This is a genomic window from Microbacterium xylanilyticum, from assembly GCF_054654695.1.
In genome coordinates this window covers 3,567,854-3,592,947 of sequence record NZ_BAAIEN010000002.1, presented here as the reverse complement: position 1 = coordinate 3,592,947, position 25,094 = coordinate 3,567,854, and the positions used below count along the sequence as shown (strand labels likewise).

Genomic DNA, 25,094 nt, shown 5'->3' with positions numbered 1-25,094 from the left:
CATCCCGAGCTGGGGCGCCCGGGTGGTGCTCCGGCGTGGGTGAGGTCGCTGTGGATGCGGTGGGGGTCGCCGGTGCGGGTGCGGGGGCGGTGCCAGTCCCGGTAGGGGTCCCACCATGCGGGGCCGCGGAGTTCGGGGACACCGTGGTGCATGCGGATCTGCCATCCGGAGGTTTCGAGGGTGCGGTGGTGGTGCCAGCACAGGGCGACCCCGTTACTGGTGAGTTCGTAATATGACCGTCATGGAGAAGCCACGTTCCGCAGCGGTCTACGCGCGGATCTCGTCCGACCCGACCGGCCTCGCGCTCGGTGTGCAGCGGCAGTTGGAGGATTGCCGCAAGCTTGCCGCGGATCGCGGGTGGACGGTAGGGGCGGAGTATGTCGACAACGACGTGTCCGCGTTCTCGGGCAAGGTCCGCCCGGAGTATGAGCGGATGCTTGCGGATGTACGAGACGGGCTGCGGGACGCGGTGATCGTGTACAACATGGACCGGCTCACGCGCCGTCCAATCGAGTTGGAGCAGTTCGCGCAGGTCTGCAAGGCGGCAGGGGTACATCAGGTCGCGACCGTCACCACAGACGTGGACCTCGGCACGGACGATGGCTTGTTCACCGCGCGCATCTTCGCGGCGTTCGCGGCGAAGGAGTCCGGCCGCAAGTCGGAGCGGTTGCGGCGCAAGGCGCGGCAGAACGCCGAGCAGGGCAGGCCGGGCGGTGGCGCGAATCGTCCGTTCGGGTACGAGGCGGACAAGATCACGATCAACCCAGCAGAGGCGCAGATCGTGCAAGAGATGGCCGATCGGTACATCAGCGGGGAGTCGACGCGGTCGATCGCGACGGATCTGGAAGACCGCAGCGTTCCCACGTCCAGCGGGGCGGCGTGGCGATCCACCACGGTCCGGAACCTGCTGCACAGTGCACGGATCGCGGGGTTGCGCTCGCATCTGGGTGAGGTTGTCGGCAAGGCGATGTGGGATCCGATCATCAGCGTTGAGGACCGCGAGCGAATCCTCGCCGTCGCGGTGGCGAAGAAGGCGGCTGGACGACGAGCCCCGCGCCGTTACCTGTTGTCGGGGATGCTGCGGTGCGGGAAGTGCGGCGGGAAGCTGTTCTCCTCCGCTCGCGGCGATGAACGCCGCTATGTGTGCATGTCGGGTCCGGATCATCGCGGATGCGGCGGGGTTACGGTCGCTGCGCCGCCGGTCGAGGAATGGCTCACCGCTGCCGTGCTGTACCGGCTCGATACGGCCGACATGGAAGCTGTGCTCACCGGCCAGCAGGCGCAAGACACTCGACATGCGGAACTCACCGCCGAGCGGGAGAAGCTGCAGGCGCGGATGGTGGAGTTGAGCGAGATGTTCTCCGAAGGCGAGATCTCACGTATGGAGTGGAAGGCTGCACGGGATCCGTTGGAGCGACAGCTCACGATGATCGATCAGCAGCTCGCCCGCGCCGCTGGGGGCCATGCGCTGGCGCAGATCATCGGCCAGGGCGACGCGTTGCGCGTCGGATGGGCGACCATGAACCTGGAGCGCCAACACGCGATCATCAGGACCGTGCTCGACTACGCCACGATCCAGCCCGCGGAGCGTCTTGGTCGGTTCTATCCCGACCGGATCATCCCGGTGTGGGCGGTGTAGGAGCCACCGGCCGGAGCGCGCCCCTACGGGGCCCCGCTCCCGGCCCGCCGGCTCCTACCACCCTCCGCACCTGGGACAGCACGCCCGGATCAGAAACGAACACCGGCACCCCCTGCGTCTGACAGGTCCGCGCCACCCACGCGGCGACAGCGAGCGGATCGATCGCGGCCATCATCGCCCCCACTGTGCCCAGACCGTCGGCGGGCCCGGCCACTGCTCCGACTCTGCCGAATCCCACACCACACCCGGAGCGGACCCCAAATGCGCGGACGCCTGCTCGAGCACCGCATCCCGGCTGGGGCCTGTGAACCGGACCCGTTCAGGTTGGAATCCCTCCGCGACGTCGTATCGGTGCGAGCCGAGCTCCCGGCCCACCGGGTCAGCGAACGACTTCGCGACGTACTTCGCCAGATACCCGCCCGCGATCCGCGCCTCGGACAGCTTCGTTGATCCGACCGGCAAGTTCCCGAGCAGCTTGATCGAGACGAACCCGTGCGGCCACGCTGCCTCGATCATGCTGCGCTTGATGAACCGGCCTAATGCGAAATGCGCGTGCAGCCCGTGGCCGGTCTTGTGCCACTCCGGCACCCACGCATACGGGAACGAGTCCCCACCGAGCGACGCCCGTAGATCACGGAAGAACGCGCCCAGATGGTCCCGTACTAGCGCCGAATCGTGGTTCCCTTCACCGCGATAGGTGAGGGTCCCAAACCGGTTCAGCACATTCGCGGCGCAGTATCGGCGCAGTTTCGAGCGAGCACGCCGCGCTGCTTCCGCGGCCGCGCGGTCGGGATCGGACGCCTCACCGCGAGCCACGTACTCGGGAACACGTCGGAGAGACGAGCGGAACGAGCCGCCGCCCTCACCGGCAGCAGGGACAAGAGTGAACGACCAACCTGCATCGGGACGAGCCAACGACCAGGAAGCCGGGGACAGCTCGGACACCATCGAGAGACCTCACACAGACAGCACGACAGAGACGCGAACGGCCCACTTGTCATGTCAGGGTTGGCCCGGCTGTGGAGGCCTGCGTTGTTTGTCTGCGTTGTGAGGCTTGTTAGATGCCGAAGCGCTTGAGTTCTTACTCTGTGTGAGTTCCAGCCACCGTTCACCAGCAGGATAGCCAGCGAATCACAGGCGTGTCATTCGAGGAAGGCAAGCTCACAGCGACCGCACAGGCGCCGCGCTGCGGCGCGCCTGCCGCGGAATCGCTCCGCGATTCCTTGCCGACGACGCCACAGTCGCGACCCCGAGTTATGTTGCAGATTCAAGTCCAGGCGCGGCTACGCCGCCCGAGACAATACGCTTGGCTCCATGGCGCTTGGATCCCACAATGAAGTTGCCCTCACGATCGAGGAAGTGAGGAAGCACGCGCGCATCCTCGTAATTGATGATCACGTGTTTCCGGCCGAAAAGACCTTCACACGGGACGGGTACCACGTTGAGCGGTGGCCTTACATAAAGAACCTCTCCCAGTTGACCGACGGTCACTACCAACTCATCCTGCTGGACGTCCAAGGCGTGGGGATGGCAGAGAGTCCGGACAAGCAGGGCCTCGGAATCCTCGAGCACATCAAGAAGACGAATCCAGCTCAGGCGGTTATCCTGTACTCCTCCGACACTTATAGTGTGTCTTCGAGTCGGTACATCATTTTGGCTGACGCATTCCTTGACAAGAGTTCAACTTACGTGGAGTACAAAGACGAAGTCGATCGACTTTTGCTTACACAGTCCTCACCCGGGTACTTTATCTCGCGGATGAATCAACAATTGGGAACGAGCGCGGCGATGGCTCCCAAGGCCGTTCGGTATGCCAATGCAGCTTTCCGAAGTGGAAACACTGCTCGTCTGGAGCGTTACCTCCGCTCCCGTCTTCCTGATGCGACGCAAGTTGACACGGCGCTTCGGGTCGTCACCGTTGGAATCTCGATCATTGCGTTGTTCCTCAAATGAGCGCCGACGTCTGGCAGTTGTTTCCATTTCCGACGCTTGCAGACGGGACGTTCTCTGACGGCACCCTGTTGGATGTACATCCTGATTGCTCGCGATGCCCAACCCGGATGTGCTCCACCGATGACAAGGCGCCTGTCGGAGAGCCGAAGATCTGCCGGTATGGACTCACCTACGCGCGAGTGGACGACAGCCGTCTGGTCGTGGGAGTTCTTGCCACGGATGGCGTCGATCTGGGTTCGCGGGCACGAAAGCGACTTCGTACCGAAGCTGAACGGCGGTTCTCAGCAAGACGAATCGCCCATTCGGTCGAGAGCGCGCGCGCCCTCGGCGCTGGCGTTACAACCGACCTAGATGTACTTAAGGCAGAGGTCCTCGAGAGGCTCGAGCGCGAGCCAGAGATGCACGAAGTTCTCGTCGACCAGCTTAGGCGGGACTTCGAACGAAACGTACAACAGAGTCATGACTTTCTTCAGCTGGCAAAGCTAGTCCAGGGTCACGCTGAAGCTCTCCTGGCAGAGAAGTATCCAGGGATGCCCGCACAAGACGCGGCAGAGCGATCGCCGATCGAAGGGTCGATCTACTTCACGACTCAGTTGATGGTGTTGAAGCTGGATTCGCTGGTTTTTCTGCAGGATCCACAGCGCGCCAACGAGCGGCGCTCTAAGTTCAAGATCCACCCGATGATCCTGAAGTACGCGCGCATCTATCGATATCAAGCAAGTCAGAAGGAACTGAACCTGCGTCTAGAAGGTGAATGCCATGCCAGTGCGACATACAACTCGCAAGCGATTGGTGCCGTCGTGCAGGGGATATTGGACAACCTCGTGAAGTATGCGCCTGGCGGGTCGGATGCGGTAATCCGCTTCGACCAGCACGGCTCCGATGTCGAGATCAGTTTCAATTCCCTTGGACCACGGATTGAACCCTCGGAGCGTAGCCGCATCTTTCTCCCCGGATTCCGCGCCGCGGCCGCGCGCAATGTCGAGAGCACGGGGCAAGGAATCGGTCTCGCTACGGCAGAGCGGGTGTCGGAGGTTCTAGGGCTCGGACTGTCAGTAGATCAATCTGACGACGAGCCTCGACGCTTCCCAGGGACCTACAGCACCACGTTCAAGATGACGATACGCGTCAACGACTAGGGGCGGCTTTCCAACTTGCGCCGTTGCTGGTGTGGGTGGGGCCGCCGTCCGCCCATTCCCGGACGTGGTGGATCTCGCACCAGGTGGCGGGGATGTGGCAGCCGGGGATGATGCATTCCCGGTCGCGGAGTTGGATGGCGCGGCGTTGCAGGGCGGTGAAGATGCGGGCGGTGGTCCCGATGGACACGATCTGCCCGTGCTCGTCGAACAGCACCCGTTGGATCCCGCCGGCGCAGGCGCTGTGCCGGGCCACGGACAACGGAACGTCGTCGCCGGTGCCTTCGATGAACGCCCGCCCGTGTCCGGTCGCGTACGCCTCCGCCGTGACGGACACCACGAGCGTCGGCGCGGCACCACCCAGGTCGGGCATGGCGCCACTCGCTGCAGCCGCGGCGAGGATCATCGTGAGGTTGTCGTGGTTGCGTTGCGCGCGGGTGCGGAGATCGTCCGGGGTCGGAAGCCCATCGATGTCGTCATCGTCAGGGTCGCTGTCGGGTTCGAAGTGCACACCGCCGACGTTCGGGGAACCTTCCGGGCCGTCCGCGTCACCACCGGCCGGGCCGGCATCGGCACCGAGGTCGGGTGACTGGCCCGCGGCGGGGTTGTTCAACGCGTCCAGGAGCCGTTGCAGCAGCCCGGCGACTTCGGGGAGCAGCCCGCCGCCGATCGGGTGGACGCCGCCGCGGAGTCTCCCGATCCAGAACCCGCGATTGCGGTCGGCTTTCGCATCCTCGGGTTCCGCACCGTCCGGATCCAACGCCAGCATCACCGCCCGGGCGTATTCGGCGAGCTCATCCGTCGACGGCGCAGGTCCCGGACGGCCCCGCTCGTCGCGGAGATCCTCACCGCGGGCGGTCGCGGCGAGCAGCGCGTCGACCGCTTCCCGCTCCTCGGCGGTGATCCGGTTCCCGGCGCGTTCCACCGGCCCGATCGCGGCCAGCAGCCCCGGCACGGACACGACCCCGTCCCGCAGGGCAGCGGCCATCGCCGGGTACCGCGCCGGCGCGAGATCACCGCTGGACAGCTGCACGTCCCGGTGGCTGGCTCGGGCGGCACGGACGAACTGCCTGGCGGTCCCGACGTCCGTCCGCAACGCCCTCCGCAGCAGCTCAGTCACATCCCGGCACCCCACCGTCGGGGACACCCGTTCGGCGGACAGGCGACGGTCCCGGTCCTCGACCTGCCCCACCAGTCCGGTGATCACCGCGTCCAGCAGGCGTCGCACGGCGCCGGCGGCTTGCAGTGCCGGCACCAGATCCGCGCCAGTGAGACCGTCGAAGCACGTCGACATCTCCGGTGACGCGCACAGCTCTTCCAGCAGTCCATCCAGCTGCTCGAGAACCTGTGCCGCGGTCGATGTCATACCCCCATTCAAGCGGGGGTCACCGACATTCGAACACCAGATCACATGCCAAAACGGAACCTGTGAAGAACTCGTCCAGATACCCACCTGTGGAGGACAATCGACGGCTACCCGCGGGTCGAGTCAAGCCCTGCAGGGGACCGCGATGTCCCTTCGACAAGCTCAGGGACCGATGAGGCGGCGACCAGTCGGGGAGCGCGACCCCGAGCCCCCGCGGGCCACGCAGCAGCACGTACGCTGGAACGACCCGAGGTCCGACGAGAACCGGAGGAGCGCGATGGTCGACGAGCAACAGCGGCGTCGTTCGCACGCCGAGCGGCTGCTGGGCCGCGGAGCCGGCGAGGCCACGCCCCCGCCGTCCACGCTGAACGCCGAGACCATGCCCGCGATCGTCGAGACGGCGATCCAGGTCGCGATGCGCCAGGGGAAGTTCGACGATCTGCCGGGCGCCGGCAAGCCCATCCCCGGGCTCGGCGATCACCACGATCCGGACTGGTGGATCCGGCGCAAGATCGAGCGCGAGAACCTCACCGGTCTTGGCCCGCCCGCGCTCATGCTGCGCGTGGAGGACCGCGAGCTCGAGGCGCAGCTGGACTCGCTGCACCGCGAGGCGGACGTCCGCGCCGTGCTGGAGGACTTCAACCGCCGCGTGATCGAGGCGCGGCGTCAGCTGCTCGGCGGTCCGCCCGTGGTGACGAAGCCGCGGGACGTGGTCGCCGAGGTCGACGCCTGGCGGGAGCGTCGCGACGCGGCCGCGACGAACGAGCCGGCCGCTGCGGCCGAACCGAAGAAGCGCTGGTTCCGTCGCGGCTGAGCCAGCGCAGACCCGGCGGCGGAAGCCGGGCTCGGGTGGGTGCCGCGTTTCGTCTCGGTCGCGCTGCGCGCGTCCTCGCTCACCGACCCCGGGGGCGGGCCCGGCGTCGCCGCCACAGCCACGCCACCCCGAGCCTGCCGCCCCAGGGCAGGGCCAGCACGACCGCCGACAGCAGCGTCATCACGGGGTACTGCGCGATGAGCTGGTCCGACGACCAGTACAGCATCAGCGTGGCGACGGATCCGAGCGCCGCGAGCGTGGTCAGCACGCGCCCGAACCCGAGCACGAGCAGCACGGCGAGCGCGACCTCGAGGGCAGGGATCGCGAACCCGAACAGCGCGGGCGCGGCCTGCATGAGCGCCCCCAGTGGCCGGAAGTAGAACGGCACCCGGCTGTTGCCGGAGGATCCCTGCGCGACGAGCAGGATGTCGGCGGATCCGAATCCGGCGCGGTACTTCAGCGAGCCCTCGCCGAGCCACAGCACCCCGACCGCGATCCGGGCGAGCGCGCCGACCACCGCCCCCGCGCGGAGCAGGCCCGCCCCGCGCCGCGCCTCCGGCCCGGCCGGATGCGACGGCGCGGCCGAGGGCCCACCCGCGGCCGAGGGCCCACCCGCGGCAGACGGCGCCCCCGCGGCGCCGGTCCCCACGGCGGTCATGACAGCGGAGCGGCCCCGAACACCGCCTTGGCCTTGTCGCAGTGGATGACGACGTCGGTGTACTTCGACGTGTCGACGCCGTTCAACATGAACGACTGGGAGTCCTTGTCGAACGCCACCGGATCGATCTGCATCCCTGCCGAGACCGCGGCCTCGTCGGTGCCGTTCGTCAGGTAGACGTGCAGGTCGGGCCCCTCGTCGGAGGAGAACCCGGCGAGCGTCAGCTCGGATCCCGAGATCGTCACGGTGCCCTTGACGGACTTGCCGTTGAGGCCCATGAACGTGCCGGTCTTCGACATGTGGTCCATCGGCGACGCCGACGGCATCGGCGAGTGGGACATCGTGTCGGCGGAGGGCGAGGATCCGGTCGGCGTCGAGCTGCAGCCCGCGAGGGTCAGCCCGAGGGCGAGGACGGCGACCCCGAGCGAGGCGGGGACGAGTGCGGTCTTGCGCATGATTGCTCCATTCCTGGGGGAGACCGGCGATGGATCCGCCGGTCGAGAACGGATCCGACGCTAGGCACGCCGGAATGGCCGCGGGGGAGTTCTTTCGAGGCCGTAAGGAACTCGGATCCGGCTCTCGCGACAGGGATAGTCTCTGAGCATGGAGACGCCCGGAACCTCCGTGCCCCGGGTGGTGCTCGTCGAGGACGACCCCACCGTGCGGGTCGCGGTCGAGCGCTACCTCGGCGCGAACGGCTACCTCGTCGACGCGTTCGGCGACGGGGTGTCGGCGCGGCGTGCCGTGCGTGCGGATCCGCCCGACGTCCTCATCGTGGACCGCATGCTGCCCGGGATCAGCGGGGACGAGCTGGCCCGCGACGTGCGAGGGCGCTCCGCCGTGCCGATCATCATGCTCACGGCGCTGGGCGAGGTCGAACAGCGCATCGAGGGGCTCGAGAACGGCGCCGACGACTATGTGGTCAAGCCGTTCGCGCTGCGTGAGCTGCTGCTGCGGGTCGACGCGCTGCTGCGCCGGTCGCGGGCAGCGGCGGCGCCGACGCGGGAGATCGTGCGCGGCGACTTCCGCCTGGATCCGGCCCGCCGGCGGGTGCACGTACGCGGCGAGGAGGTGGTGCTGGCGGCGCGGGAGTACGAGCTGCTCGCGCACCTCGTGCAGCACGACGGCGAAGTGCTCTCGCGGGACGACATCCTGCGGGAGGTGTGGGGGTGGTCGTTCGGCGAGGGCTCCACGGTGACCGTGCACGTGCGGCGGCTGCGGGAGAAGATCGAGCGCGATCCGCGCAACCCGGCGCACCTGCTCACCGAGTGGGGCGCCGGGTACCGGTTCTCGGCGGATGGATCCGGGTCGATCCGGCCGGGAACGACCGAGGTGGCCGGGGAATGAGCCGGAGGCGGAGTGTGAGGCGGGGCGTGGAGCAGGGTGTGGAGCGGGGCGAGGAGATGGATTTCGTCGTTCGTGGGGCGTCCGCAGGAGCGTTTTCCATCTTGAGCGCGCCTGCCGGGCGGCGCGGAGATGGATTTCGCTGCTCCGAAGGCGCTGGCAACGGCGTTTTCCATCTCGCCGCCGGCCGGGCGGGCGTGACCGCCGGCGACCCGCGCCGCGCCGCCGACCCGCGCCCCGCCGCCGGCCGGGCGGGCGTGACCGCCGGCGACCCGAGGCACGGAAGCGGAGCGCGCTCATGATGCCGCTCGGCGCGTTCGACGTGCTGCTCATCGTGCTGACCGCACTCGGATGCGCGGCGGTGGTCACGCTCGCCGCCGTGCTGGTGCTGCGCCGGGCGCGGCGGGCAGGGCTCACGTTCCGGCTGGTCGTGGTCGGGGTCGCGTCGGTGCTCGCCCTGGCGACCGGGGTGCTCGCGATCTCTGCCGAGATGTACCTGTCAGCGCACGACTTCACGGTGCTCGTCTGGGTGCTCGGCGCGGCGCTGCTGTGCGCGCTCGCGACGGCCTGGATCACTGCGCGTGCCGCGCGCAGCTCGGTGCAGCACCTATCCGCCGCGGTGCGACGGGTCGGCGAGGGTGACGTCGTCGACGGCGGATCCAGCGGCTGGCGCGAGTTCGACGACCTGTCGGCCGAGCTCGCCGAGGTCTCCGCGAAGCTCAGTGACGCGCGGGCAGAGCTCGAGCGCCTCGACTCCGACCGGCGCCGGTTCCTCGCCTGGATCTCGCACGACCTACGCACCCCGCTCACGGCGATCCGCGCGCTCGCCGAGTCAGCCGAGGCGGGGCTCGCGGATCCAGCCGCGTTCCCCGCGCAGGTGCGCGCCCAGGTCGACACGATGGGGCGGATGGTCGACGACCTGTTCGAGCTGTCGCGCATCACGTCGGGGTCGCTGCGACTGCGCACCGAGCAGGTCGAGCTGCTCGACGTCGTCTCGGATGCGGTCGCCGACGTGCGCGCCGCCGCGGGGCAGCACGGGGTGCGGATCGCGCAGCAGGGGATCGAGGGGCACGTGTTGTGGGCGGATCCGCATCAGCTCACCCGTGTGATCGTCAACCTGCTCACGAACGCCGTGCGGCACGCGCCGGACGGATCCGAGATCCTCGTGTTCGCCGAGGCGCCGTCGCCGCATCGGCTCGTGCTCGTCGTGCTCGATCACGGCAGCGGCGTCGCGGTCGAGGATCTGGACCGGATGTTCGAGGTGGGGTGGCGGTCGGATCCGTCTCGCACCGCGGGCAGCACGCCTGATGCGGTTGCCTCGGGTGCGGGGCTGGGGCTGGCGATCGCGCGTGGTCTCGCGCGGGCACACGGTGGCGACGTGTTCGCCGAGCACACCGACGACGGCTTCTGCCTGAAGGTGGAACTGCCCATCGGGGCGCCCGCGGCCTGACTCCTGACCGTCCGGTCCCTGAGTCCACCGAACGGATCGGTCGACACGCGTCCCCCCGCATCAATCCGAGATAGTATCAATAGAGATACTATGCACGTATGGCGGGGTAGAGAAGCTGCTGATGCAGATGCGCGCCAGTGCTCTCGGAGTGCGGTTCGCGGACCTGGCGAAGGTGTGCGATCACTACTTCGGGGAGCCTCGGCAGCGAGGAACCTCCCATCGGGTCTATCGCATGCCGTGGCAGGGCGATCCCCGGGTGAACATCCAGGACGATCACGGCATGGCGAAGCCCTATCAAGTGCGACAGGTACTCGCCGCAATCGACAAGCTGGAAGGGGAAACGCGATGACCAAGGTGAATGCAGATCACTACACCTATCGGGTCCGCTGGTCGGCTGAGGATCATGCGTTCGTGGGTACCGTGGCGGAGCTGCCGTCGTTGTCGTGGATCGCGGACGTTCAGCGCGAGGCCTTCGATGGCATCCGCGACCTGGTCGCGAGCGTTCTCGAGGATATGGAAGCGGCCGGTGAGAGCGCGCCGGTGCCGGTCGCGGATCGGGCGTACTCCGGCAAGTTTATGGTGCGCTTGACCCCGGAGGCGCACCGTCGGCTTGCGCTCGATGCCGCGGAGCAGCACGTGTCGCTGAACCGCCTCGCGGCGAATCGCCTGATCGGGACCTGATCCGACACCGACTGCATGGATAGCCGCGATTAGTGATGTACCTGGGGAACTCGCACGTCGAATCTCGTGATCAGTCCCGTCAGCGCTCGCCCGGCGTCCAATCTCGAGGGCCGGGCTGCCGGCCGCCCGGCTCCACGAAGCCCGAGCGATCGACCGGGCCGACCGCGCCCACACGGCCCGAGAACGGCTGCGGCGTCGGCGGCAGCGGGCGCGGGACGATGCCGTGCCGCGCAGCGGAGCGGACTGCGCGATTGAGCCGGCGCTGCGCGCTCGGCGCGACGGACCCGACGCGCCGGAGAGTCGCGCACGATCGCGTTGACGACGACGAAGATGGCGAGCGTGGTCAACGCGCCGAGCACCGCTCCGGCGTACACGTAGCCCGCCTCGGCCGTGCGGAGAACTCCCCAGAACTCCATGGGGAGCACCCTAGCGGAAGCGCGCGGCAGGCACACCGCGCCATCGGGTTTGCCCGTCGAGTTCCGCAGCCGCTCGGTCCTCAGAATTCCGAAATAGCGGTTTCGTCATAAGTCTTGCGCTGGGGCTCGATTGGGTCCATTCTGTGTCCAGGATGAGAGCTCGGGACAGCTCGATTCTGAATCTGGGGACCGGAACTATCCGGGCTATTGGCGTAGGGGACGCGCCGGTTCGCAGAGTTGGGCGTGAGGAACGAATCGGTGACAACTGATCGTTAGTGCCGGGAGGCGCTGGCGGGAAGGATGTCATCATGCCCGGTCCCTATCCCAGAGAGTTCCGCGAAGACGTTGTCGCGGTTGCTCGCAGCCGCGAGAGCGGCGTCACCATCAAGCAGGTTGCGACCGACTTCGGTATCAGCGAGGCGACGTTGCAGAACTGGCTCCGTCAGGCCGACGTCGAGGAAGGCAACCGTCCTGGTCAGACCGCCGCGGACGCTGCCGAGGCACGTGAACTGAAGAAGCGGATCCGCCTCCTCGAGCAGGAGAACGAGGTCCTCCGGCGAGCGGCGGCGTATCTGTCGCAGGCGAACCTGAGACTCGGTGGCTCCCCAAAATGACGTACCCGCTCGTATCTGAGCTCGCCGACGCGGGGATTCCCGTGACGGTGTCGTGCCGGGTCCTCAAGCTCGCAAGACAGCCCTACTACCGGTGGCGAAACGATCCCGTCAGGGACGCGGACATGCTCCGCGCGTATCGGATCAACGCGCTGCATGACGCGCATCACGACGACCCGACGTTCGGATACCGATACCTCGCCGACGAAGCCCGCCGGGCGGGATGGCGGATGAGCCGGCGCACGGCGTGGAAGCTGTGCTCGCAGGCCGGGATCCTCTCGTCCGCGCAGCGCCGGCGACGTGGGAAGGGCAAGAAGACCGGCCCGCCGGTGTTCGACGATCACGTGCAGCGGGTGTTCCGCGCCGATGCCCCGAACCGGCTGTGGCTCACGGACATCACGGAGCATCGGACGAGCGAAGGCAAGCTTTACTGCTGCGCGATCAAGGATGTGTTCTCCAACCGCATCGTCGGCTACTCGATCAGCGACCGGATGACCGCGAAGCTCGCCGTCGATGCCGTCCGCAACGCCGTCTCTCGTCGCGGTGAGGTCGCCGGGTGCATCCTGCACGCTGACCGGGGCAGCCAGTTCCGCAGCAGGGCGATGGCCCGCGAGCTGCGCCGTCATGACATGGTTGGATCGATGGGTCGCGTCGGCGCCGCCGGAGACAACGCCGCCATGGAGTCGTTCTGGTCGCTGCTGCAGACGAACGTCCTCAACCAGCAGCGGTGGGCCACCCGGCAGGAACTGCGCCTCGCGATCGTCGTCTGGATCGAGCGGAAGTATCACCGCCAACGAGCACAGGACACCCTCGGCGGGTTGACGCCGATCGACTTCGAAGCCAAGCTAACCGAGCCGCAATCTCTCGCGGCCTAAACCGAATCTGTCACCGATTCCTGCTTCACGCCCGAGTGCACCTCAATGGCGGAACGTTTACCTGCGCACCTATGGGCTGGGATCCGTCATTCAAGAACCTCGCGTGCGGGGTTACCGGAAACGGTGGGATATTCGACCCCAATAAGACGACACAGACGGTGGGCACTACGGTGTCTGCGCAGAGCGAAGGATGATCGCGATGATCGCCTTGCTCCTTGTCTTCGCGGGCCTCTACGGCCTCGTCATCGGGTCCTTCCTCAACGTCGTCGCGTACCGCGTGCCGGCAGGGGTGTCGCTGCTGCGGGAGAGCCGCTGCCCACAATGCAAAGCTCCGATCCGGTGGTGGCAGAACGTCCCTGTGGTGTCGTGGCTCGTGCTGCGCGGGCGGTGTGCGAACTGCCACGCCCGGATCAGCGCGCAGTATCCGGTGATCGAGGCCATGACGGGGGTTGTGTTCGCGGGTGCGACGTGGTGGGTGCTGACCGGAGTGCGTTTCGTGCCGATCGGCACAGGGACGACCTCGCCGCTGAGTCAGCAGGTCTGGATCCGGATGGCGGATCCGTTGTTCTGGATCGTGCTCGTCGCATTCCTGTTCTTCGCCGCCGTGTCGATCGTGCTGACGATCATCGACCTCGAGACGAAGCGACTGCCGGACGCGATCGTGCTGCCGAGCATCGCCGTAGGCGTCGTCTTGCTGGCTATCACCGCCGCTGTCGGAGCGTGGACGCCGCCGGCGCCCGACACGGCTGGGTCGGCGATCGGGTGGGACGACTTCCTCCGGGCCATCGCCGGCGGAGCGATCCTCTACGTCTTCTACTGGATCGTGCGCTTCGTCAGCCTCCGCGGGATGGGCGGCGGCGACGTCAAGCTCGCCGCCCTCGTCGGGCTGTACCTCGGCTGGTCGGGATGGGCGGCGCTCGCCGTCGGCGCATTCGCTGCGTTCGTGTTCGGCGGGCTGTACAGCCTCGTCCTGATCGTGCTTCGCCGAGCGAAACGCAAGACGGCGATCCCGTTCGGGCCGTGGATGATCTTGGGCGCCTGGGCTGGGATCGCGGTGGGTGAGCCGATTGGGCGCTGGTATGTCGGAATGCTGGGACTGAGCTGAACCCGCCTGGGGCGGGAGCGGAGGACTTGGGGAGAGAACATGGCGAGATCGCATGTCGGTGTGGAGATCACCGAAGAGAGCGTGCGCGCGGTGGAGGTGTCCGTTGAGCGACAACCGCAGGTGGTCGCGTACGGCGAGGTGGCGCTGCCGCCCGATGCGGCGCACGACTCCGAGGTGCTCGACCAGGGCGCGGTCGCGACCGCGATTCGCGACCTGTGGAGCGTGGCGAAGATCCGTGCCAAATCGGCAACCCTCGGCATCGCCAATCGCCGCGTGCTCGTGCGTGAGCACAGCACGGCGGCGATCGCGCCCGAGCTGCTGCGCCAGGCGCTGCCGTTCCAGGTGCAGGACCTGTTGCCGGTCCCCGTCGCTCAGGCGGTGCTCGACTACTACCCGACCGGGCAGCAGGGCGATCAGCTGCACGGGCTGCTCGTGGCTGCCGTCTCCTCGACCATCGAGGACATGATCACCGCGTTCGGGCGAGCCAAGATCCGCATCGACGGCGTCGACCTCGCCACTTTCGGCCTTGCCCGTGCCGCTGCGCTCGTCGCTCCGGAAGGAACGGCGGCGGCGATCCACATCGGCGACCACACGACGCAGATCGTGATCCTTCGCGACGGCATCCCCGACTTCGTGCGGATCACGCCGGTCGACCTGGAGACCCTCGCCGTGCGTCGTCGCAACGCCCAGATCGCCCCGGAGGACGGCACCTTCGTGGCGACGCGCGTGGATCCGACCCGCATCGCCGCAGCGGAGCTCGTGGGCGCGGCGGGCATCGTGCCGATGGGCGCGCTGCGCGTCGACGCGAGCAGCAGGCCGGTCACGGAGGTCATCGGCCGGATCCGCAGCACCTTGGCCTTCTACCTGAACAAGGACGGGATGCCTCCGATCAGCCAGGTGCTGGTCACCGGCGCGGGCGCCGCCGTCGATGGCGTCGCGCAAGGACTCGCGGCGACCCTCGACGCACCGCTGCGCACCATCGTGCTGCACGATGTGCTGCCGCTGCAGGTCGCCGACCCGACGGGTGATCTCGCCCTCAACCTGGTGAGCACCGCGGGACTCGCCCTCGGAAAGGACCGCTGATGGCACGCATCACCGTCGCGACCCCGGGCGGTACGCCCCGGGTCGATCTGCTGCCCCGCTCCGAGGTCGAGCGCCGTGAACGCGACGCGCTCGGGCGCACGTGGGTGCGGGTGGGCCTGCTCGCGATCCTGCTCGCCGTCGTGCTCATCGCCGCGGCATTCGCCGCGAACCTGTTCGCGCAGCAGCGCCTTGCCGCCGAGCAGGCGCGGTCGACCCAGCTGATCGGGCAGATCGCGGGCCTCTCCGATGTCAGCAACGCGCTGAAGACCGAAGCCGACCTCACCCGGTTCCGCGCCGACGCGATGGGATCCGACCTGTCCTGGACCTCGATCCTGGATCGGATCCGCGGCACGCTCCCGGCCGACACGAGCCTCGTCGGCTTCGAGCTCACCACCGGCGCCGCTCCCGCTGCCGCCGGCGACGGGAAAGCCGACGACAAGGCGGCGAAGACCGCGGTCGGGCTGACCGGAACCCTCACCCTGGACAGCGGCACGGCGCTCGATCTCGGCGCCTACGTGCGAAGCCTGCGCACGGTCGACGGCGTGCTCACCGCCGATGCCAACTCCACCACCTCGGGCGCGACGGCGGCCGGCCGGTTCACCTACAAGGTCGACATCACGTTCGATCAGACCGTCTACTCCGGCAGCTACACCAAGGCGGTGGCGAAGTGACCAAGTCGCTCATCAACCTCGTCGGCGCTCTCATCACCATCGCCTCGGTGGCGCTCGCCGTCGTCTTCGGGGTGCTGCCGCTGCTCGGCCAGACGTTCACCGCGTTCGGCGACACGGCTCAGGCCGGCGCCACCAACACCGCCTACGAGGCGCAGATCTCGGCTCTGCAGAAGCAGAAGGCGCGCAAGGGCGAGATCGACGCGGCCGTGCAGGACCTACGGGCGCAGATCCCTGCGGTGCCCGACCTGGATCGTGCGTTCGACGTCATCGCCGAGTCGGCTCAGAACTCCGGCGTGGTGATCACCTCGATCGTCCGGGAAGACCTCGCGCCCTATGCGCCGCGCACCGCTCCGGTTCCGGCCGGGCCGGCGTCGGCGGCCGCCGCGAAGGCTCAGGCCGCCCCGCAGCCGACGCCGCAGCCGACGGGCGGATCGGATCCGGTGGGCCAGGCGAAGAACACGGCCGCCCAGGCGAGTGCCAACGCAAACCAGACGTCGCAAACCGCAGGCGCGAACGGGAGCAGCGCGGCCGGCGGCTCGGCGGGAACGGGCGCAGCGGTCGATGCGCGGGAGCAGATCCCGCTCACGGTCACGGCCACCGCCGCCGACCTGACCGCGGTGCAGAGCTTCCTCGACGGACTTCGCGGATCGGGTCGTCTCCTCGGCGTCGACAAGGTCACGGTGCAAGGCGCGAGCGGCAGCCTCACCATCAACCTGGCGCTGCTCGCGTTCGTCGCCCCGGCGACCACGACCGGAGCCTCGAAATGAGCGCCGCAGAGCTCACGGGCATCCTCGCGGTCGGCGCCCGGGCGGGTGCCAGCGATGTGCACGTCACCGCGGGGTTCCCGCCGCTCATGCGCGTCGACGGTGACCTCGTCGCGGTGCCGGGGCACGAGGGGCGGCTCAGCCACGACTGGGTCGAGCAGGCCGCGTACGACCTCATGACCGACTCGCAGCGCGGGGAGTTCGCCACCCGGCGCGAGGTCGACCTCGCCCATGCCGCCGAGGGGGTCGGACGCTTCCGCGTGAACGTGTTCCGCCAGCTCGGTGACATCGCCATGGCGCTGCGGTACATCCCCGACCGGGTGTTCACGCTCGAGGAACTCGGCGCCCCGGCGATCGCGGCCGACCTCGCCCTGCGTCCGCGAGGGCTCGTGTTGCTCACCGGTCCCACCGGATCCGGCAAGTCCACCACCCTCACCGCGATGGTCGACATCATCAACAACACGCGTCCGGTGCACGTCGTGACGATCGAGGATCCGATCGAGTTCCATCACACCAGCAACAAGGCGCTCATCCACCAGCGCGAGGTCGGATCCGACACCGAGTCGTTCGCCGAGGCGCTGCGCCGCGTGCTGCGGCAGGACCCCGACGTGATCCTGGTCGGCGAGCTGCGCGATCCGGAGTCGATCTCAACGGCCCTGTCGGCCGCGGAGACCGGGCACCTCGTGCTCTCCACGCTGCACACTCAGGGGGCGGCAAAGTCGGTCAACCGCATCGTCGACGTGTTCCCGGCCGATCAGCAGCACCAGATCCGGACGCAGCTCGGCGACACCCTGCAGGGCATCATCAGCCAGACGCTGCTGCCCCGCGCGCAGACCGCGGGGCGCACGATCGCGACCGAGGTGCTCATCAACACCCCGGCGGTCGCGAATCTCATCCGCGAGGGCCAGGTGTCGCAGCTGTACTCGACGATGCAGGCGAGCCAGGCCGTTGGCATGCACACGCTCGACCAGGACCTGCGCCGCCTCGTCGGCGAGGGGATGATCGCTGCGCACGTCGCCCGCACCTTCGCCGTGGACCCGAAATCGATCGACGGTGTGCACGTGCAGCCGGCCGATATCGACGCCGAATCGTGGTCGACTTTCGCCGGTGGTTCGCAGCTCAAGGAATGGGGTTCCTGATGGCCGGTGTACGAGAGTACGAATACCAGGCGCTCGACGTCGCGGCCGCTCGCACCGTCAAGGGCTCGATGGACGCATCGAGCGACAGCGTCGTCGCCGCCAAGCTGCGCGCGCAGGGTCTCACGCCGCTGCATGTGGCGCCTGTCGCGAAGACGGGTCTGCACCGGGAGATCACGCTGCCGTCGTTCCGTCGGGGCGTCTCAGCCAAGACCCTGGCGATCTTCTCGCGGCAGATGGCGGCGCTCATCAACGCGGGTCTGCCGCTGCTGCGCACCCTGACCGTGCTCGCCGAGCAGGCCGATGACAAGAAGCTGCAGCAGGTGCTCGTGACCGTGCAGGGTGACGTCGAGTCAGGCTCGTCGCTGTCGGCGTCGATGGCGCGGCACCCGCAGGTGTTCCCGCCGCTCATGGTGTCGATCATCCGGGTCGGGGAGGCCGGCGGCTTCCTCGGCAAGGCGCTCAACTCCATTGCCGAGACCTATCAGAAGCAGGCCGACCTGCACGCGAAGATCCGCGCCGCGACGACCTATCCGCTCGTCGTGCTGATCATCGCGATCCTGGGCGTCACCGCGATGCTGATCTTCGTCGTGCCAGTGTTCAAGAACATGTTCGAGGGCCTCGGCACGGGTCTGCCGCTGCCGACGCAGATCCTGGTCACGGTCTCCGAGAACATGAAGTGGATCGCGCCTGTCGTCGCCGTGCTCGTGATCATCGTGTGGATCTGGTGGGCGCGCAACCGCTACACCGACGCGTATCGCAAGGTGGTGGATCCGTTCCTGCTGAAGCTGCCGATCTTCGGCAAGCTGCTGACCAAGATGGCGGTGGCGCGGTTCACGCGCAACCTGTCGATGATGCTCGACGCGGGCGTGCCGATCATCCAGGCGCTGTCGATCGTGGGGCAGGCGTCGAACAACTGGAAGGTCGAGCAGACCGTGCGCGACATCCAGGAGTCGATCCGCAGTGGACGCTCCTTCTCGGCGCCGCTCGCCAAGGCCGAGGTGTTCCCGCCCATGGTGTCGCAGATGGTCGCGGTGGGTGAGGAGTCGGGCACTCTCGCCGAGATGCTCGGCAGCATCGCCGACTTCTACGAGGACGAGGTGGAGACCGCCACCGAGCAGCTGTCGTCGCTCATCGAGCCGGTGCTGATCGTCGGTCTCGGCATCGTCATCGGCGGCATGGTGATCTCGCTGTACCTGCCGATCTTCACCCTGTACGGAGATCTCGCGAAGCAGCACTGAACGTCAGCGGTACACCTCGCGGCGATGCGCGATGCGGAGGACCAGGATCTCGAGTCGATCATCGATCACGTCGTAAACGATGCGATACTCGCCAACGCGGATCCGAAACTCGCCTTCGCCTCCCGTGAGCTGGAGACAGCCGCTTGGACGTGGCTCGATCGCGAGATGCTCGATGGCATCCTTGATGCGCTGCCGGTCCTGCGGGTGGATTCCTCGAAACGCCTTCGCCGCGGCGCGGCTGTAGAAGATCGCGTAGCCCACGGAGGCGTCAAAGCCCGAGTTCGGTCATCAGGTCCGCATGCGAAACACGCTCGGGGTCTGCGCGCGCCTCGGCGGCGGCTCGGATATCCGCCTGATCCTCCAGCGCCTTTACGGCGCGATCATAGAAGTCCGGGGAGACGACGACGGCCCGGCGCCCAGCGCCGCGCGACGTGATCTCGACGGGCTGACGCTGCGCCAGCGCGATGTAGTCGCTCTGGTTACTGCGGAATTGGGAGAGAGTTGCGGACGTCATTGATTAAGAATACATCTTGTACAAGATGTACTCAACGGTCGCGAGTTGCCTCTCGTCAGGTCACACCGAGACGCGCAGCACCTCTTCGATCGTCGTGATGCCCTGGGCGACCTTGGCCCAGCCGTCGTCGCGGAGCGGGATCATCCCCTGCTCCAGGGCGATCTCGCGCAGCTCGCCGCCGGTGGCGCGGCCGACGAGCGCCTGCTCGATGCGATCGGTGACCTCCATCGCCTCGTGCAGGGCGACCCGGCCGCGGTAGCCGGTGTTGGAGCACACCGCGCAGCCGACCGCGCGGTGCACGGTCGCGTTCTTGATGAGGTGGGCCGGCATCCCCACGCTCTTGAGCATCCCGGGATCGTGATCGAGCGGCTGACGGCACTTGGTGCAGAGCAGACGGGCGAGCCGCTGGGCGACGACCGCGCTCAGCGCAGTGGCCACGAGGAACGGCTCCGTGCCGATCTCGACGAGCCGGGTGAGCGCGCTGGGCGCGTCGTTGGTGTGCAGGGTCGACAGCACGAGGTGACCGGTCAGTGCGGCCTCGACCGAGATCGCCGCGGTCTCCCGGTCGCGGATCTCGCCGACGAGCACCACGTCCGGATCCGCGCGCAGGATCGACCGCAGCGCTGTGGCGAAGGTGAGCCCGGCGCGGGGGTTGACCTGGATCTGTTGATGTCCGGGATCCGGTACTCGACCGGATCCTCGACGGTGATGACGTTGACGCGCGGGTTCGCGACCGCCCGCAGCGCCGTGTACAGGGTCGTGGACTTGCCGGATCCGGTCGGCCCCGTCACGAGCACCATGCCGTGCGGGCGCGAGATCGCCTGCGTGAAGCGCTCCTCGTTGCGCTCCGAGAACAGCAGATCCGACATGAGCATGACCTGGCCGCTGTTGTCGAGGATGCGCATCACGATCTTCTCGCCCCACACCGTCGGCAGGGTCGCCACGCGCAGGTCGACGCTGCGCCCCTCGTGCAGCACCGAGATGCGGCCGTCCTGCGGCACGCGCTTCTCGGCGATGTCGATCGACGACATGATCTTCAGGCGCGAGATCACACCGTCCTGGATGCTGCGGTCGGCCCGCTGCATCTCGTGCAGCACGCCGTCGATGCGGAACCGCACGGTGAGCCGATGCTCGCCCGGCTCGATGTGGATGTCGCTCGCCCGGTCGTTGATCGCCTGCGTGATGAGCAGGTTCACGAACCGCACCACGGGCGCATCCGCGTCCTGGTCGTCGAGCTGCTCGGTGAACACCACGTTCGACGCCCCGGACGCCTCGCCGATCTGCTCCGAGAGATCGGTGAGCTCCTCGTCGGAGCGCAGGTAGCGCTCGAACGCCTGGTTCAGCGCCTCGTCGGTGACGACCACCGGCGTGACGCGCAGGTCGGTGAGGCTGGCGACGTCGTCGAGGGCGATGATGTCGGTCGGATCCACCATCGCGACGGTGAGCTGGTCGCGGTTGTGGCGCAGCGGGATCATCCGGTAGCGGCGGCAGAGCTGCCCCGGCACGAGCGCGATGACCGTGGGATCCAAGGGGTAGGTGGAGAGGTCGACGTATGGCGTGCTCGTCGCCACCGACACCGCCTCGGCGAGCTGCACCTCGTTCACGAGCCCGCGCCTCAGCAGGTAGCCGGGCAGCGCATCCCCGTCGCCGACGGCCGACACGGCGGCGGTCACGTCCTCGGCGCGTGCCGCGCCGGTCAGCACGAGCATCTGTCCCAGACCGCGCATGGGATCCCCAATCCGAGCAGCTCCCCAAAGCCGCTCTCCGCTCATCCTAGAGCGGCGCGGGCCCGCGCGGCAGAGCGATATTCCGGTTGCCTCTCCCGAGTCGTGCGGCCCGCTTCCGCGGGGGCGTCGACGACCCGTCCCGAGGTCTTCCCGCGGCTGCCGCGAGGCAGGATAATCGCCTCATGCCCGCCGCTTCCCGGACGATCGAGATCGCCGCTCCCATCGAGACCGTCTTCGCGTTCTTCACCGATCCGAGCAAGGATCCGTCCTGGCGCAGCGGCGTCAAGGAGATGCGCGCAGAGGGCGCTCCCGCGGCGGGCGGGATCGTGCACCAGGCGATCGCCGGACCCGGCGGGCGCTCGATCACCGCCGACATCCGGATCACCGAGTACGTCGTGCCCAGGCGCTACGCGTTCGTGACGATCGCAGGTCCCGTGCGACCGATCGGCGCCTACACCTTCGCGGAGACGCCGCGCGGCACGAGCGTCACGTTCGAGCTGTCGGCCGAGGTGACGGGGCTGAAGAAGCTGCTCATGGGCGCTGCCGTGCAGAAGAGCATGGACGCGGAGATGGCGGCACTCGACAAGGCGCAGGCGCTGCTCGAGTCCTGACGCTTCGCGGATCGCGATGGCGCCCCCGCGATGTCGACCGCGCCGCATAGGCTGATGCCCATGACCGACGTTCTTCCCTCCGGGCTCGCCATCGGCGACTTCGACCCCGCGATCCGCCCCCAGGACGACCTCTACCGGCACGTCAACCACACGTTCCTCGAGAACACCGAGATCCCCGCCGACAAGGCCCGCTGGGGATCCTTCCACATGCTGGCCGACCAGTCCGAGAAGGACGTCCGCGCCATCATCGAGGAGGCGCAGACGGCCGAGCCCGGCACCGAGGCACGCAAGATCGGCGACCTCTACGCGAGCTTCATGGACACCGAGCGCATCGCCGCGCTCGGCACCGCGCCGCTGGCCGAGCCGCTCGCCGCCGTCGACGCGATCACCACCATCGGCGAGTTCCTCGCGACCGTCGGATCCTTCGATCGCCAGGGCATCGCCGCGCTCATCGGCGTCTTCGTGGAGCCGGATCCCGGCGACCCCGAGCGCTACGTCCCGTTCCTGGTGCAGGCGGGGCTGTCCCTGCCCGACGAGAGCTACTACCGCCTGGACAACTTCGATGGCACCCGCACCGCGTACCGGGCGCACCTCGAGCGGATCCTGACGCTGGCCGGCGTCGCCGACGCTTCCGACCAGGCGGAGCGCGCGTTCGCCCTCGAGCACGAGATCGCCGCGCACCACTGGGACAACGTGGCGAGCCGCGACGCGGTCAAGACCTACAACCTGAAGTCGTGGGCGGAGCTCCAGGAGCTCGTCGGGGTGGACCTCGCCCCGTGGCGCGATGGGGTCGCCGGGCCGGCAGGATCCGCCGCCTTCGACGAGGTCGTCGTCTACCAGCCGAGCTTCTTCGCCGGCCTCGGATCCCTGCTCGCCGCCGAGCGTCTCGACGACTGGAAGGCCTGGCTGCGCGCGAAGGTCGTGCACGGTCTCGCGGCCTACCTCACCGACGACATCGTGCAGGAGAACTTCTCGTTCTACGGCACCGAGCTCACCGGCGTCCCCACGATCCGCGAGCGCTGGAAGCGCGGCGTCTCGCTCGTCGAGGGCTCGCTCGGCGACGCGGTCGGCAAGGTCTACGTCGAGCGGCACTACCCGCCGTCCGCCAAGGCCGCCATGGACGAGCTCATCGCGAACCTGCTCGAGGCGTACCGGCAGTCGATCACGACGCTGGAGTGGATGAGCCCCGCCACCCGCGAGAAGGCTCTCGCGAAGCTCGACACGTTCACCCCGAAGATCGGTCACCCCAAGACCTGGCGCGATTACTCGAGCGTCACGATCGACGCCGGCGATCTGGTCGGCAACGCCGGCCGCGCCGCGCAGTTCGAGCATGACCGCCAGATCGGCAAGGTGGGCAAGCCCATCGACCGCGACGAGTGGTTCATGCCGCCGCAGATGGTGAACGCGTACTACAACCCGCTCATGAACGAGATCGTGTTCCCGGCGGCCATCCTGCAGTACCCGTTCTTCGATGCGGGGCGTGACGCGGCGGCGAACTACGGCGGGATCGGATCCGTGATCGGCCACGAGATCGGCCACGGCTTCGACGACCAGGGCAGTCGCTACGACGGCGACGGCAAGCTGCAGGACTGGTGGACCGACGAGGACCGCGCCGCCTTCGAGCAGCGCACGGCGTCGCTCATCGCGCAGTACGACGCGCTCGTCCCGGAGGGGCTCGCCGCGGAGCACCACGTGAACGGCGCCCTCACGATCGGCGAGAACATCGGCGACCTCGGCGGCCTCGGCATCGCGCTCAAGGCCTACGAGATCGCGCTCGGCGGCCAGGAGGCGCCCGTGGTCGACGGGTACACCGGCGTGCAGCGGCTGCTGCTCAGCTGGGGTCAGGTGTGGCAGCAGAAGAGCCGCGAGGCCGAGACGATCCGCCTGCTCACGATCGACCCGCACTCGCCGAACGAGTTCCGCTGCAACCAGATCCTCCGCAACATCGACGCGTTCTACGACGCGTTCGACGTGACCGAGTCGGATCGGCTCTGGCTCGCCCCCGAGGAGCGCGTCACGATCTGGTGACTGTCCGATCTCGGCCGACGCCGTCCGGGCGCCGACTTCGGCGACGTGCCGGGGCGGCGCTGCGGCGACGACGTGCCGGGGCGGCGCTGCGTCGACGACCCAGACAGCGCACGCCGCAGCTCTGAGCTCATCCCGGATCAGCCCGAGTAGGTGCTGGTGCAACGCGGGCGTTGTACCATGGACGTAGCCCGCCCCGCTGGGGGAAGGGAAGTAGAAGCCGGGACCCCCGCCCCAGTTGGACGGGACCCGGCTTTCGCGTATCTAGAGCTCGATTCGATCGACAGTCGTCGACCGCCGTACGGCGTCGAACCAATCACTCCGTCCGCCGACGAGCGACTCCCCCAGAGCTCCGAGCACCTGGTCGGCGATCCACAGCATCGGCTCGGTGCTGGGCTGCGCGTGGTCAACGCGCAGCCCTTCAGGAAGCGCATGCTTGCTGCGCAGCACGTCGATGGTGCGCCGGTCCTTCTTCATGAGCTCGGAAGGACGTGCCTCGAGCGTGAGAAGCTTCACACCGTGCCCGTCGAGGTGCCAGGCGAGCCGTTCGAGACAGTACGCACGTGCGCGTTCCTGACGGCGCGGATCGACCGGCGCCGCCACGACGACCATGTGGTAGGCGTCGAAGCCGCTGATCGCATCGATGGCCGTGCGCCTCGCTCTGTCGTCCAGGTCCCGCCAGTGCAGCTTCGGCCCGCGGCGAGGCAGCGTGAGCATCTGCTCACGGAGCGCGTCACATGTGGACGGTTCGGCGACCACGGCCCCGAGAAGATACGAGGGACGGTCGATGCGCACGCTGCGCATGCTCTCGTCGCGCTAGGCCTGCAGTACGAACGGATCCACCTGGCAAGCCTCCCACGGCAGACAAGCGCTGTTTTCGCTCATCTCGCCGGCGCCACACCACCATCCCATGGCGATCAACTCGTCGTCGGGAGTCCGCCCCTGCGCGGGGGCGCGGGTCAGTGGGCGCGGCGGATGAGGATGCGCCAGCGCTCGGGGCCGCGGTCGAGGTAGCGCGTCGTGAACGCGTCGCCGGAACGGGCCTCGAGCTGGGTGAGCAGCGGCACCGGGTCGTGCGTGGCGGACACGATCATGCCCGCGCCCGGCCGCATCCCGTCGATCGCGCCGAAGATCGCGGCATGCCGGATCGCGTGCGGAATGGTCTGCACATCGAGCTCGGGCAGCTCCTCGTCGGCCTCGCCGCACGTGCAGCCGGCGGTCGGGTTCTGGTCCACCGCATCGTCGCGCGTGCGGTGGATCTCGATGTTCGCCAT

The 25,094-nt window shown here is 68.2% G+C and carries 25 protein-coding genes and 1 pseudogene; 17 read left to right on the top strand and 9 right to left on the bottom strand.

All coding sequences use genetic code 11. From position 1 onward, the window contains the following. The first annotated feature begins 241 nt into the window (after positions 1 to 241). The gene (locus tag ACYQ1L_RS17905) at positions 242 to 1,639 is read left to right on the top strand and encodes a recombinase family protein (protein ID WP_460005359.1); all 1,398 of its coding nucleotides are present in this window, start codon (positions 242 to 244) and stop codon (positions 1,637 to 1,639) included. A 171-nt stretch (positions 1,640 to 1,810) separates the two neighbouring features. Here ACYQ1L_RS17905 and ACYQ1L_RS17900 read toward each other — a convergent pair whose 3' ends face one another. Continuing rightward, on the bottom strand, positions 1,811 to 2,587 hold the full coding sequence (locus ACYQ1L_RS17900) for a rolling circle replication-associated protein (protein ID WP_460005358.1): 777 nt from the start codon (positions 2,585 to 2,587) through the stop codon (positions 1,811 to 1,813). Between the two features lie 366 nt (positions 2,588 to 2,953). Here ACYQ1L_RS17900 and ACYQ1L_RS17895 point away from each other — a divergent pair, with 366 nt between their 5' ends. Together ACYQ1L_RS17895 and ACYQ1L_RS17890 are read left to right on the top strand one after the other, a co-directional pair. Then, entirely contained in the window at positions 2,954 to 3,592 is a 639-nt protein-coding gene (locus tag ACYQ1L_RS17895) for a response regulator (protein ID WP_460005357.1), read from the top strand. Continuing rightward, positions 3,589 to 4,731 (top strand): sensor histidine kinase, encoded by a 1,143-nt coding sequence (locus ACYQ1L_RS17890; RefSeq protein WP_460005356.1) that lies wholly within the window; start codon positions 3,589 to 3,591, stop codon positions 4,729 to 4,731. Before ACYQ1L_RS17895 ends, ACYQ1L_RS17890 begins: the two co-directional genes overlap by 4 nt. Here ACYQ1L_RS17890 and ACYQ1L_RS17885 read toward each other — a convergent pair. After that, positions 4,721 to 6,094 (bottom strand): HNH endonuclease signature motif containing protein, encoded by a 1,374-nt coding sequence (locus ACYQ1L_RS17885; RefSeq protein ID WP_460005355.1) that lies wholly within the window; start codon positions 6,092 to 6,094, stop codon positions 4,721 to 4,723. The genes ACYQ1L_RS17890 and ACYQ1L_RS17885 overlap by 11 nt on opposite strands. A gap of 277 nt (positions 6,095 to 6,371) precedes the next feature. Here ACYQ1L_RS17885 and ACYQ1L_RS17880 point away from each other — a divergent pair, with 277 nt between their 5' ends. Beyond that, entirely contained in the window at positions 6,372 to 6,908 is a 537-nt protein-coding gene (locus ACYQ1L_RS17880) for a DnaJ family domain-containing protein (protein ID WP_460005354.1), read from the top strand. 79 nt (positions 6,909 to 6,987) lie between these two features. Here ACYQ1L_RS17880 and ACYQ1L_RS17875 read toward each other — a convergent pair whose 3' ends face one another. Continuing rightward, positions 6,988 to 7,566 carry a hypothetical protein gene (locus ACYQ1L_RS17875; protein ID WP_460005353.1) on the bottom strand — a complete coding sequence of 193 codons (579 nt, stop codon included), beginning with the start codon at positions 7,564 to 7,566 and terminating at the stop codon, positions 6,988 to 6,990. After that, entirely contained in the window at positions 7,563 to 8,021 is a 459-nt protein-coding gene (locus ACYQ1L_RS17870; protein ID WP_460005352.1) for a DM13 domain-containing protein, read from the bottom strand. The genes ACYQ1L_RS17875 and ACYQ1L_RS17870 overlap by 4 nt, the downstream gene beginning before the upstream one ends. Before the next feature lie 148 nt (positions 8,022 to 8,169). Between ACYQ1L_RS17870 and ACYQ1L_RS17865 the strand changes: the two genes are divergently transcribed. From ACYQ1L_RS17865 to ACYQ1L_RS17815, 11 genes are all read left to right on the top strand, one after another. Beyond that, positions 8,170 to 8,913: a response regulator transcription factor gene (locus ACYQ1L_RS17865; protein ID WP_460005351.1), complete on the top strand. Its 744-nt coding sequence runs from the start codon at positions 8,170 to 8,172 to the stop codon at positions 8,911 to 8,913. 295 nt (positions 8,914 to 9,208) lie between these two features. Beyond that, the gene (locus ACYQ1L_RS17860) at positions 9,209 to 10,360 is read left to right on the top strand and encodes a sensor histidine kinase (RefSeq protein WP_460005350.1); all 1,152 of its coding nucleotides are present in this window, start codon (positions 9,209 to 9,211) and stop codon (positions 10,358 to 10,360) included. Between the two features lie 121 nt (positions 10,361 to 10,481). Beyond that, positions 10,482 to 10,709 carry a toxin HicA gene (locus ACYQ1L_RS17855; RefSeq protein ID WP_460005349.1) on the top strand — a complete coding sequence of 76 codons (228 nt, stop codon included), beginning with the start codon at positions 10,482 to 10,484 and terminating at the stop codon, positions 10,707 to 10,709. Beyond that, positions 10,706 to 11,041 (top strand): type II toxin-antitoxin system HicB family antitoxin, encoded by a 336-nt coding sequence (locus ACYQ1L_RS17850; protein WP_460005348.1) that lies wholly within the window; start codon positions 10,706 to 10,708, stop codon positions 11,039 to 11,041. Before ACYQ1L_RS17855 ends, ACYQ1L_RS17850 begins: the two co-directional genes overlap by 4 nt. 724 nt (positions 11,042 to 11,765) lie before the next feature. After that, a protein-coding gene (locus ACYQ1L_RS17845) for an IS3 family transposase (protein WP_460002701.1) occupies positions 11,766 to 12,943 on the top strand; the annotation gives its coding sequence in 2 pieces (ribosomal slippage) (positions 11,766 to 12,032 and positions 12,035 to 12,943; 1,176 coding nt in all). A gap of 199 nt (positions 12,944 to 13,142) precedes the next feature. Beyond that, positions 13,143 to 14,048, top strand: a complete 906-nt coding sequence (locus ACYQ1L_RS17840) for a prepilin peptidase (protein ID WP_460005347.1) — start codon at positions 13,143 to 13,145, stop codon at positions 14,046 to 14,048. A gap of 39 nt (positions 14,049 to 14,087) precedes the next feature. Beyond that, the gene (pilM, locus tag ACYQ1L_RS17835) at positions 14,088 to 15,131 is read left to right on the top strand and encodes a type IV pilus biogenesis protein PilM (protein ID WP_460005346.1); all 1,044 of its coding nucleotides are present in this window, start codon (positions 14,088 to 14,090) and stop codon (positions 15,129 to 15,131) included. Beyond that, the gene (locus ACYQ1L_RS17830) at positions 15,131 to 15,802 is read left to right on the top strand and encodes a hypothetical protein (protein ID WP_460005345.1); all 672 of its coding nucleotides are present in this window, start codon (positions 15,131 to 15,133) and stop codon (positions 15,800 to 15,802) included. Before pilM ends, ACYQ1L_RS17830 begins: the two co-directional genes overlap by 1 nt. Then, positions 15,799 to 16,569 carry a hypothetical protein gene (locus tag ACYQ1L_RS17825; protein WP_460005344.1) on the top strand — a complete coding sequence of 257 codons (771 nt, stop codon included), beginning with the start codon at positions 15,799 to 15,801 and terminating at the stop codon, positions 16,567 to 16,569. Before ACYQ1L_RS17830 ends, ACYQ1L_RS17825 begins: the two co-directional genes overlap by 4 nt. Next, a complete protein-coding gene (locus ACYQ1L_RS17820) occupies positions 16,566 to 17,705 on the top strand; it encodes a type IV pilus twitching motility protein PilT (RefSeq protein WP_460005343.1) in 1,140 nt (379 codons plus the stop codon). The genes ACYQ1L_RS17825 and ACYQ1L_RS17820 overlap by 4 nt, the downstream gene beginning before the upstream one ends. Beyond that, entirely contained in the window at positions 17,705 to 18,943 is a 1,239-nt protein-coding gene (locus tag ACYQ1L_RS17815; RefSeq protein WP_460005342.1) for a type II secretion system F family protein, read from the top strand. The genes ACYQ1L_RS17820 and ACYQ1L_RS17815 overlap by 1 nt, the downstream gene beginning before the upstream one ends. A 3-nt stretch (positions 18,944 to 18,946) precedes the next feature. Here the strand turns inward: ACYQ1L_RS17815 and ACYQ1L_RS17810 are convergent, their stop codons facing one another. The 3 genes and pseudogenes from ACYQ1L_RS17810 to ACYQ1L_RS17800 all read right to left on the bottom strand — a co-directional run bounded on the left by ACYQ1L_RS17810 (position 18,947) and on the right by ACYQ1L_RS17800 (position 21,166). Then, positions 18,947 to 19,204: a type II toxin-antitoxin system RelE family toxin gene (locus ACYQ1L_RS17810; protein WP_460005341.1), complete on the bottom strand. Its 258-nt coding sequence runs from the start codon at positions 19,202 to 19,204 to the stop codon at positions 18,947 to 18,949. Between the two features lie 7 nt (positions 19,205 to 19,211). Further along, a complete protein-coding gene (locus ACYQ1L_RS17805; protein WP_460005340.1) occupies positions 19,212 to 19,457 on the bottom strand; it encodes a type II toxin-antitoxin system Phd/YefM family antitoxin in 246 nt (81 codons plus the stop codon). Between the two features lie 60 nt (positions 19,458 to 19,517). Then, positions 19,518 to 21,166, bottom strand: a pseudogene (locus ACYQ1L_RS17800) (GspE/PulE family protein). Between the two features lie 200 nt (positions 21,167 to 21,366). On the opposite strand from ACYQ1L_RS17800, the gene ACYQ1L_RS17795 reads away from it, so the two are divergent. Then, the gene (locus tag ACYQ1L_RS17795) at positions 21,367 to 21,795 is read left to right on the top strand and encodes an SRPBCC family protein (RefSeq protein WP_460005339.1); all 429 of its coding nucleotides are present in this window, start codon (positions 21,367 to 21,369) and stop codon (positions 21,793 to 21,795) included. Between the two features lie 60 nt (positions 21,796 to 21,855). Then, positions 21,856 to 23,823, top strand: a complete 1,968-nt coding sequence (locus ACYQ1L_RS17790) for a M13 family metallopeptidase (RefSeq protein WP_460005338.1) — start codon at positions 21,856 to 21,858, stop codon at positions 23,821 to 23,823. Positions 23,824 to 24,084: 261 nt separating this feature from the next. Here ACYQ1L_RS17790 and ACYQ1L_RS17785 read toward each other — a convergent pair whose 3' ends face one another. Both ACYQ1L_RS17785 and ACYQ1L_RS17780 read right to left on the bottom strand, forming a co-directional pair. Beyond that, positions 24,085 to 24,615: a hypothetical protein gene (locus ACYQ1L_RS17785; RefSeq protein WP_460005337.1), complete on the bottom strand. Its 531-nt coding sequence runs from the start codon at positions 24,613 to 24,615 to the stop codon at positions 24,085 to 24,087. A gap of 164 nt (positions 24,616 to 24,779) precedes the next feature. Beyond that, the gene (locus tag ACYQ1L_RS17780; RefSeq protein ID WP_460005336.1) at positions 24,780 to 25,094 is read right to left on the bottom strand and encodes a DUF2249 domain-containing protein; all 315 of its coding nucleotides are present in this window, start codon (positions 25,092 to 25,094) and stop codon (positions 24,780 to 24,782) included.

Coding starts and splice junctions, on each gene's coding strand:
- ACYQ1L_RS17885 (WP_460005355.1), bottom strand. CDS start 6,094: ATGACATCGACCGCGGCACAGGTTCTCGAGCAGCTGGATGGACTGCTG.
- ACYQ1L_RS17820 (WP_460005343.1), top strand. CDS start 16,566: ATGAGCGCCGCAGAGCTCACGGGCATCCTCGCGGTCGGCGCCCGGGCG.
- ACYQ1L_RS17900 (WP_460005358.1), bottom strand. CDS start 2,587: ATGGTGTCCGAGCTGTCCCCGGCTTCCTGGTCGTTGGCTCGTCCCGAT.
- ACYQ1L_RS17860 (WP_460005350.1), top strand. CDS start 9,209: ATGATGCCGCTCGGCGCGTTCGACGTGCTGCTCATCGTGCTGACCGCA.
- ACYQ1L_RS17890 (WP_460005356.1), top strand. CDS start 3,589: ATGAGCGCCGACGTCTGGCAGTTGTTTCCATTTCCGACGCTTGCAGAC.
- ACYQ1L_RS17780 (WP_460005336.1), bottom strand. CDS start 25,094: ATGGCGAACATCGAGATCCACCGCACGCGCGACGATGCGGTGGACCAG.
- ACYQ1L_RS17895 (WP_460005357.1), top strand. CDS start 2,954: ATGGCGCTTGGATCCCACAATGAAGTTGCCCTCACGATCGAGGAAGTG.
- ACYQ1L_RS17790 (WP_460005338.1), top strand. CDS start 21,856: ATGACCGACGTTCTTCCCTCCGGGCTCGCCATCGGCGACTTCGACCCC.
- ACYQ1L_RS17880 (WP_460005354.1), top strand. CDS start 6,372: ATGGTCGACGAGCAACAGCGGCGTCGTTCGCACGCCGAGCGGCTGCTG.
- ACYQ1L_RS17875 (WP_460005353.1), bottom strand. CDS start 7,566: ATGACCGCCGTGGGGACCGGCGCCGCGGGGGCGCCGTCTGCCGCGGGT.
- ACYQ1L_RS17830 (WP_460005345.1), top strand. CDS start 15,131: ATGGCACGCATCACCGTCGCGACCCCGGGCGGTACGCCCCGGGTCGAT.
- ACYQ1L_RS17795 (WP_460005339.1), top strand. CDS start 21,367: ATGCCCGCCGCTTCCCGGACGATCGAGATCGCCGCTCCCATCGAGACC.
- ACYQ1L_RS17855 (WP_460005349.1), top strand. CDS start 10,482: ATGCAGATGCGCGCCAGTGCTCTCGGAGTGCGGTTCGCGGACCTGGCG.
- pilM (WP_460005346.1), top strand. CDS start 14,088: ATGGCGAGATCGCATGTCGGTGTGGAGATCACCGAAGAGAGCGTGCGC.
- ACYQ1L_RS17840 (WP_460005347.1), top strand. CDS start 13,143: ATGATCGCCTTGCTCCTTGTCTTCGCGGGCCTCTACGGCCTCGTCATC.
- ACYQ1L_RS17805 (WP_460005340.1), bottom strand. CDS start 19,457: ATGACGTCCGCAACTCTCTCCCAATTCCGCAGTAACCAGAGCGACTAC.
- ACYQ1L_RS17815 (WP_460005342.1), top strand. CDS start 17,705: ATGGCCGGTGTACGAGAGTACGAATACCAGGCGCTCGACGTCGCGGCC.
- ACYQ1L_RS17850 (WP_460005348.1), top strand. CDS start 10,706: ATGACCAAGGTGAATGCAGATCACTACACCTATCGGGTCCGCTGGTCG.
- ACYQ1L_RS17905 (WP_460005359.1), top strand. CDS start 242: ATGGAGAAGCCACGTTCCGCAGCGGTCTACGCGCGGATCTCGTCCGAC.
- ACYQ1L_RS17870 (WP_460005352.1), bottom strand. CDS start 8,021: ATGCGCAAGACCGCACTCGTCCCCGCCTCGCTCGGGGTCGCCGTCCTC.
- ACYQ1L_RS17865 (WP_460005351.1), top strand. CDS start 8,170: ATGGAGACGCCCGGAACCTCCGTGCCCCGGGTGGTGCTCGTCGAGGAC.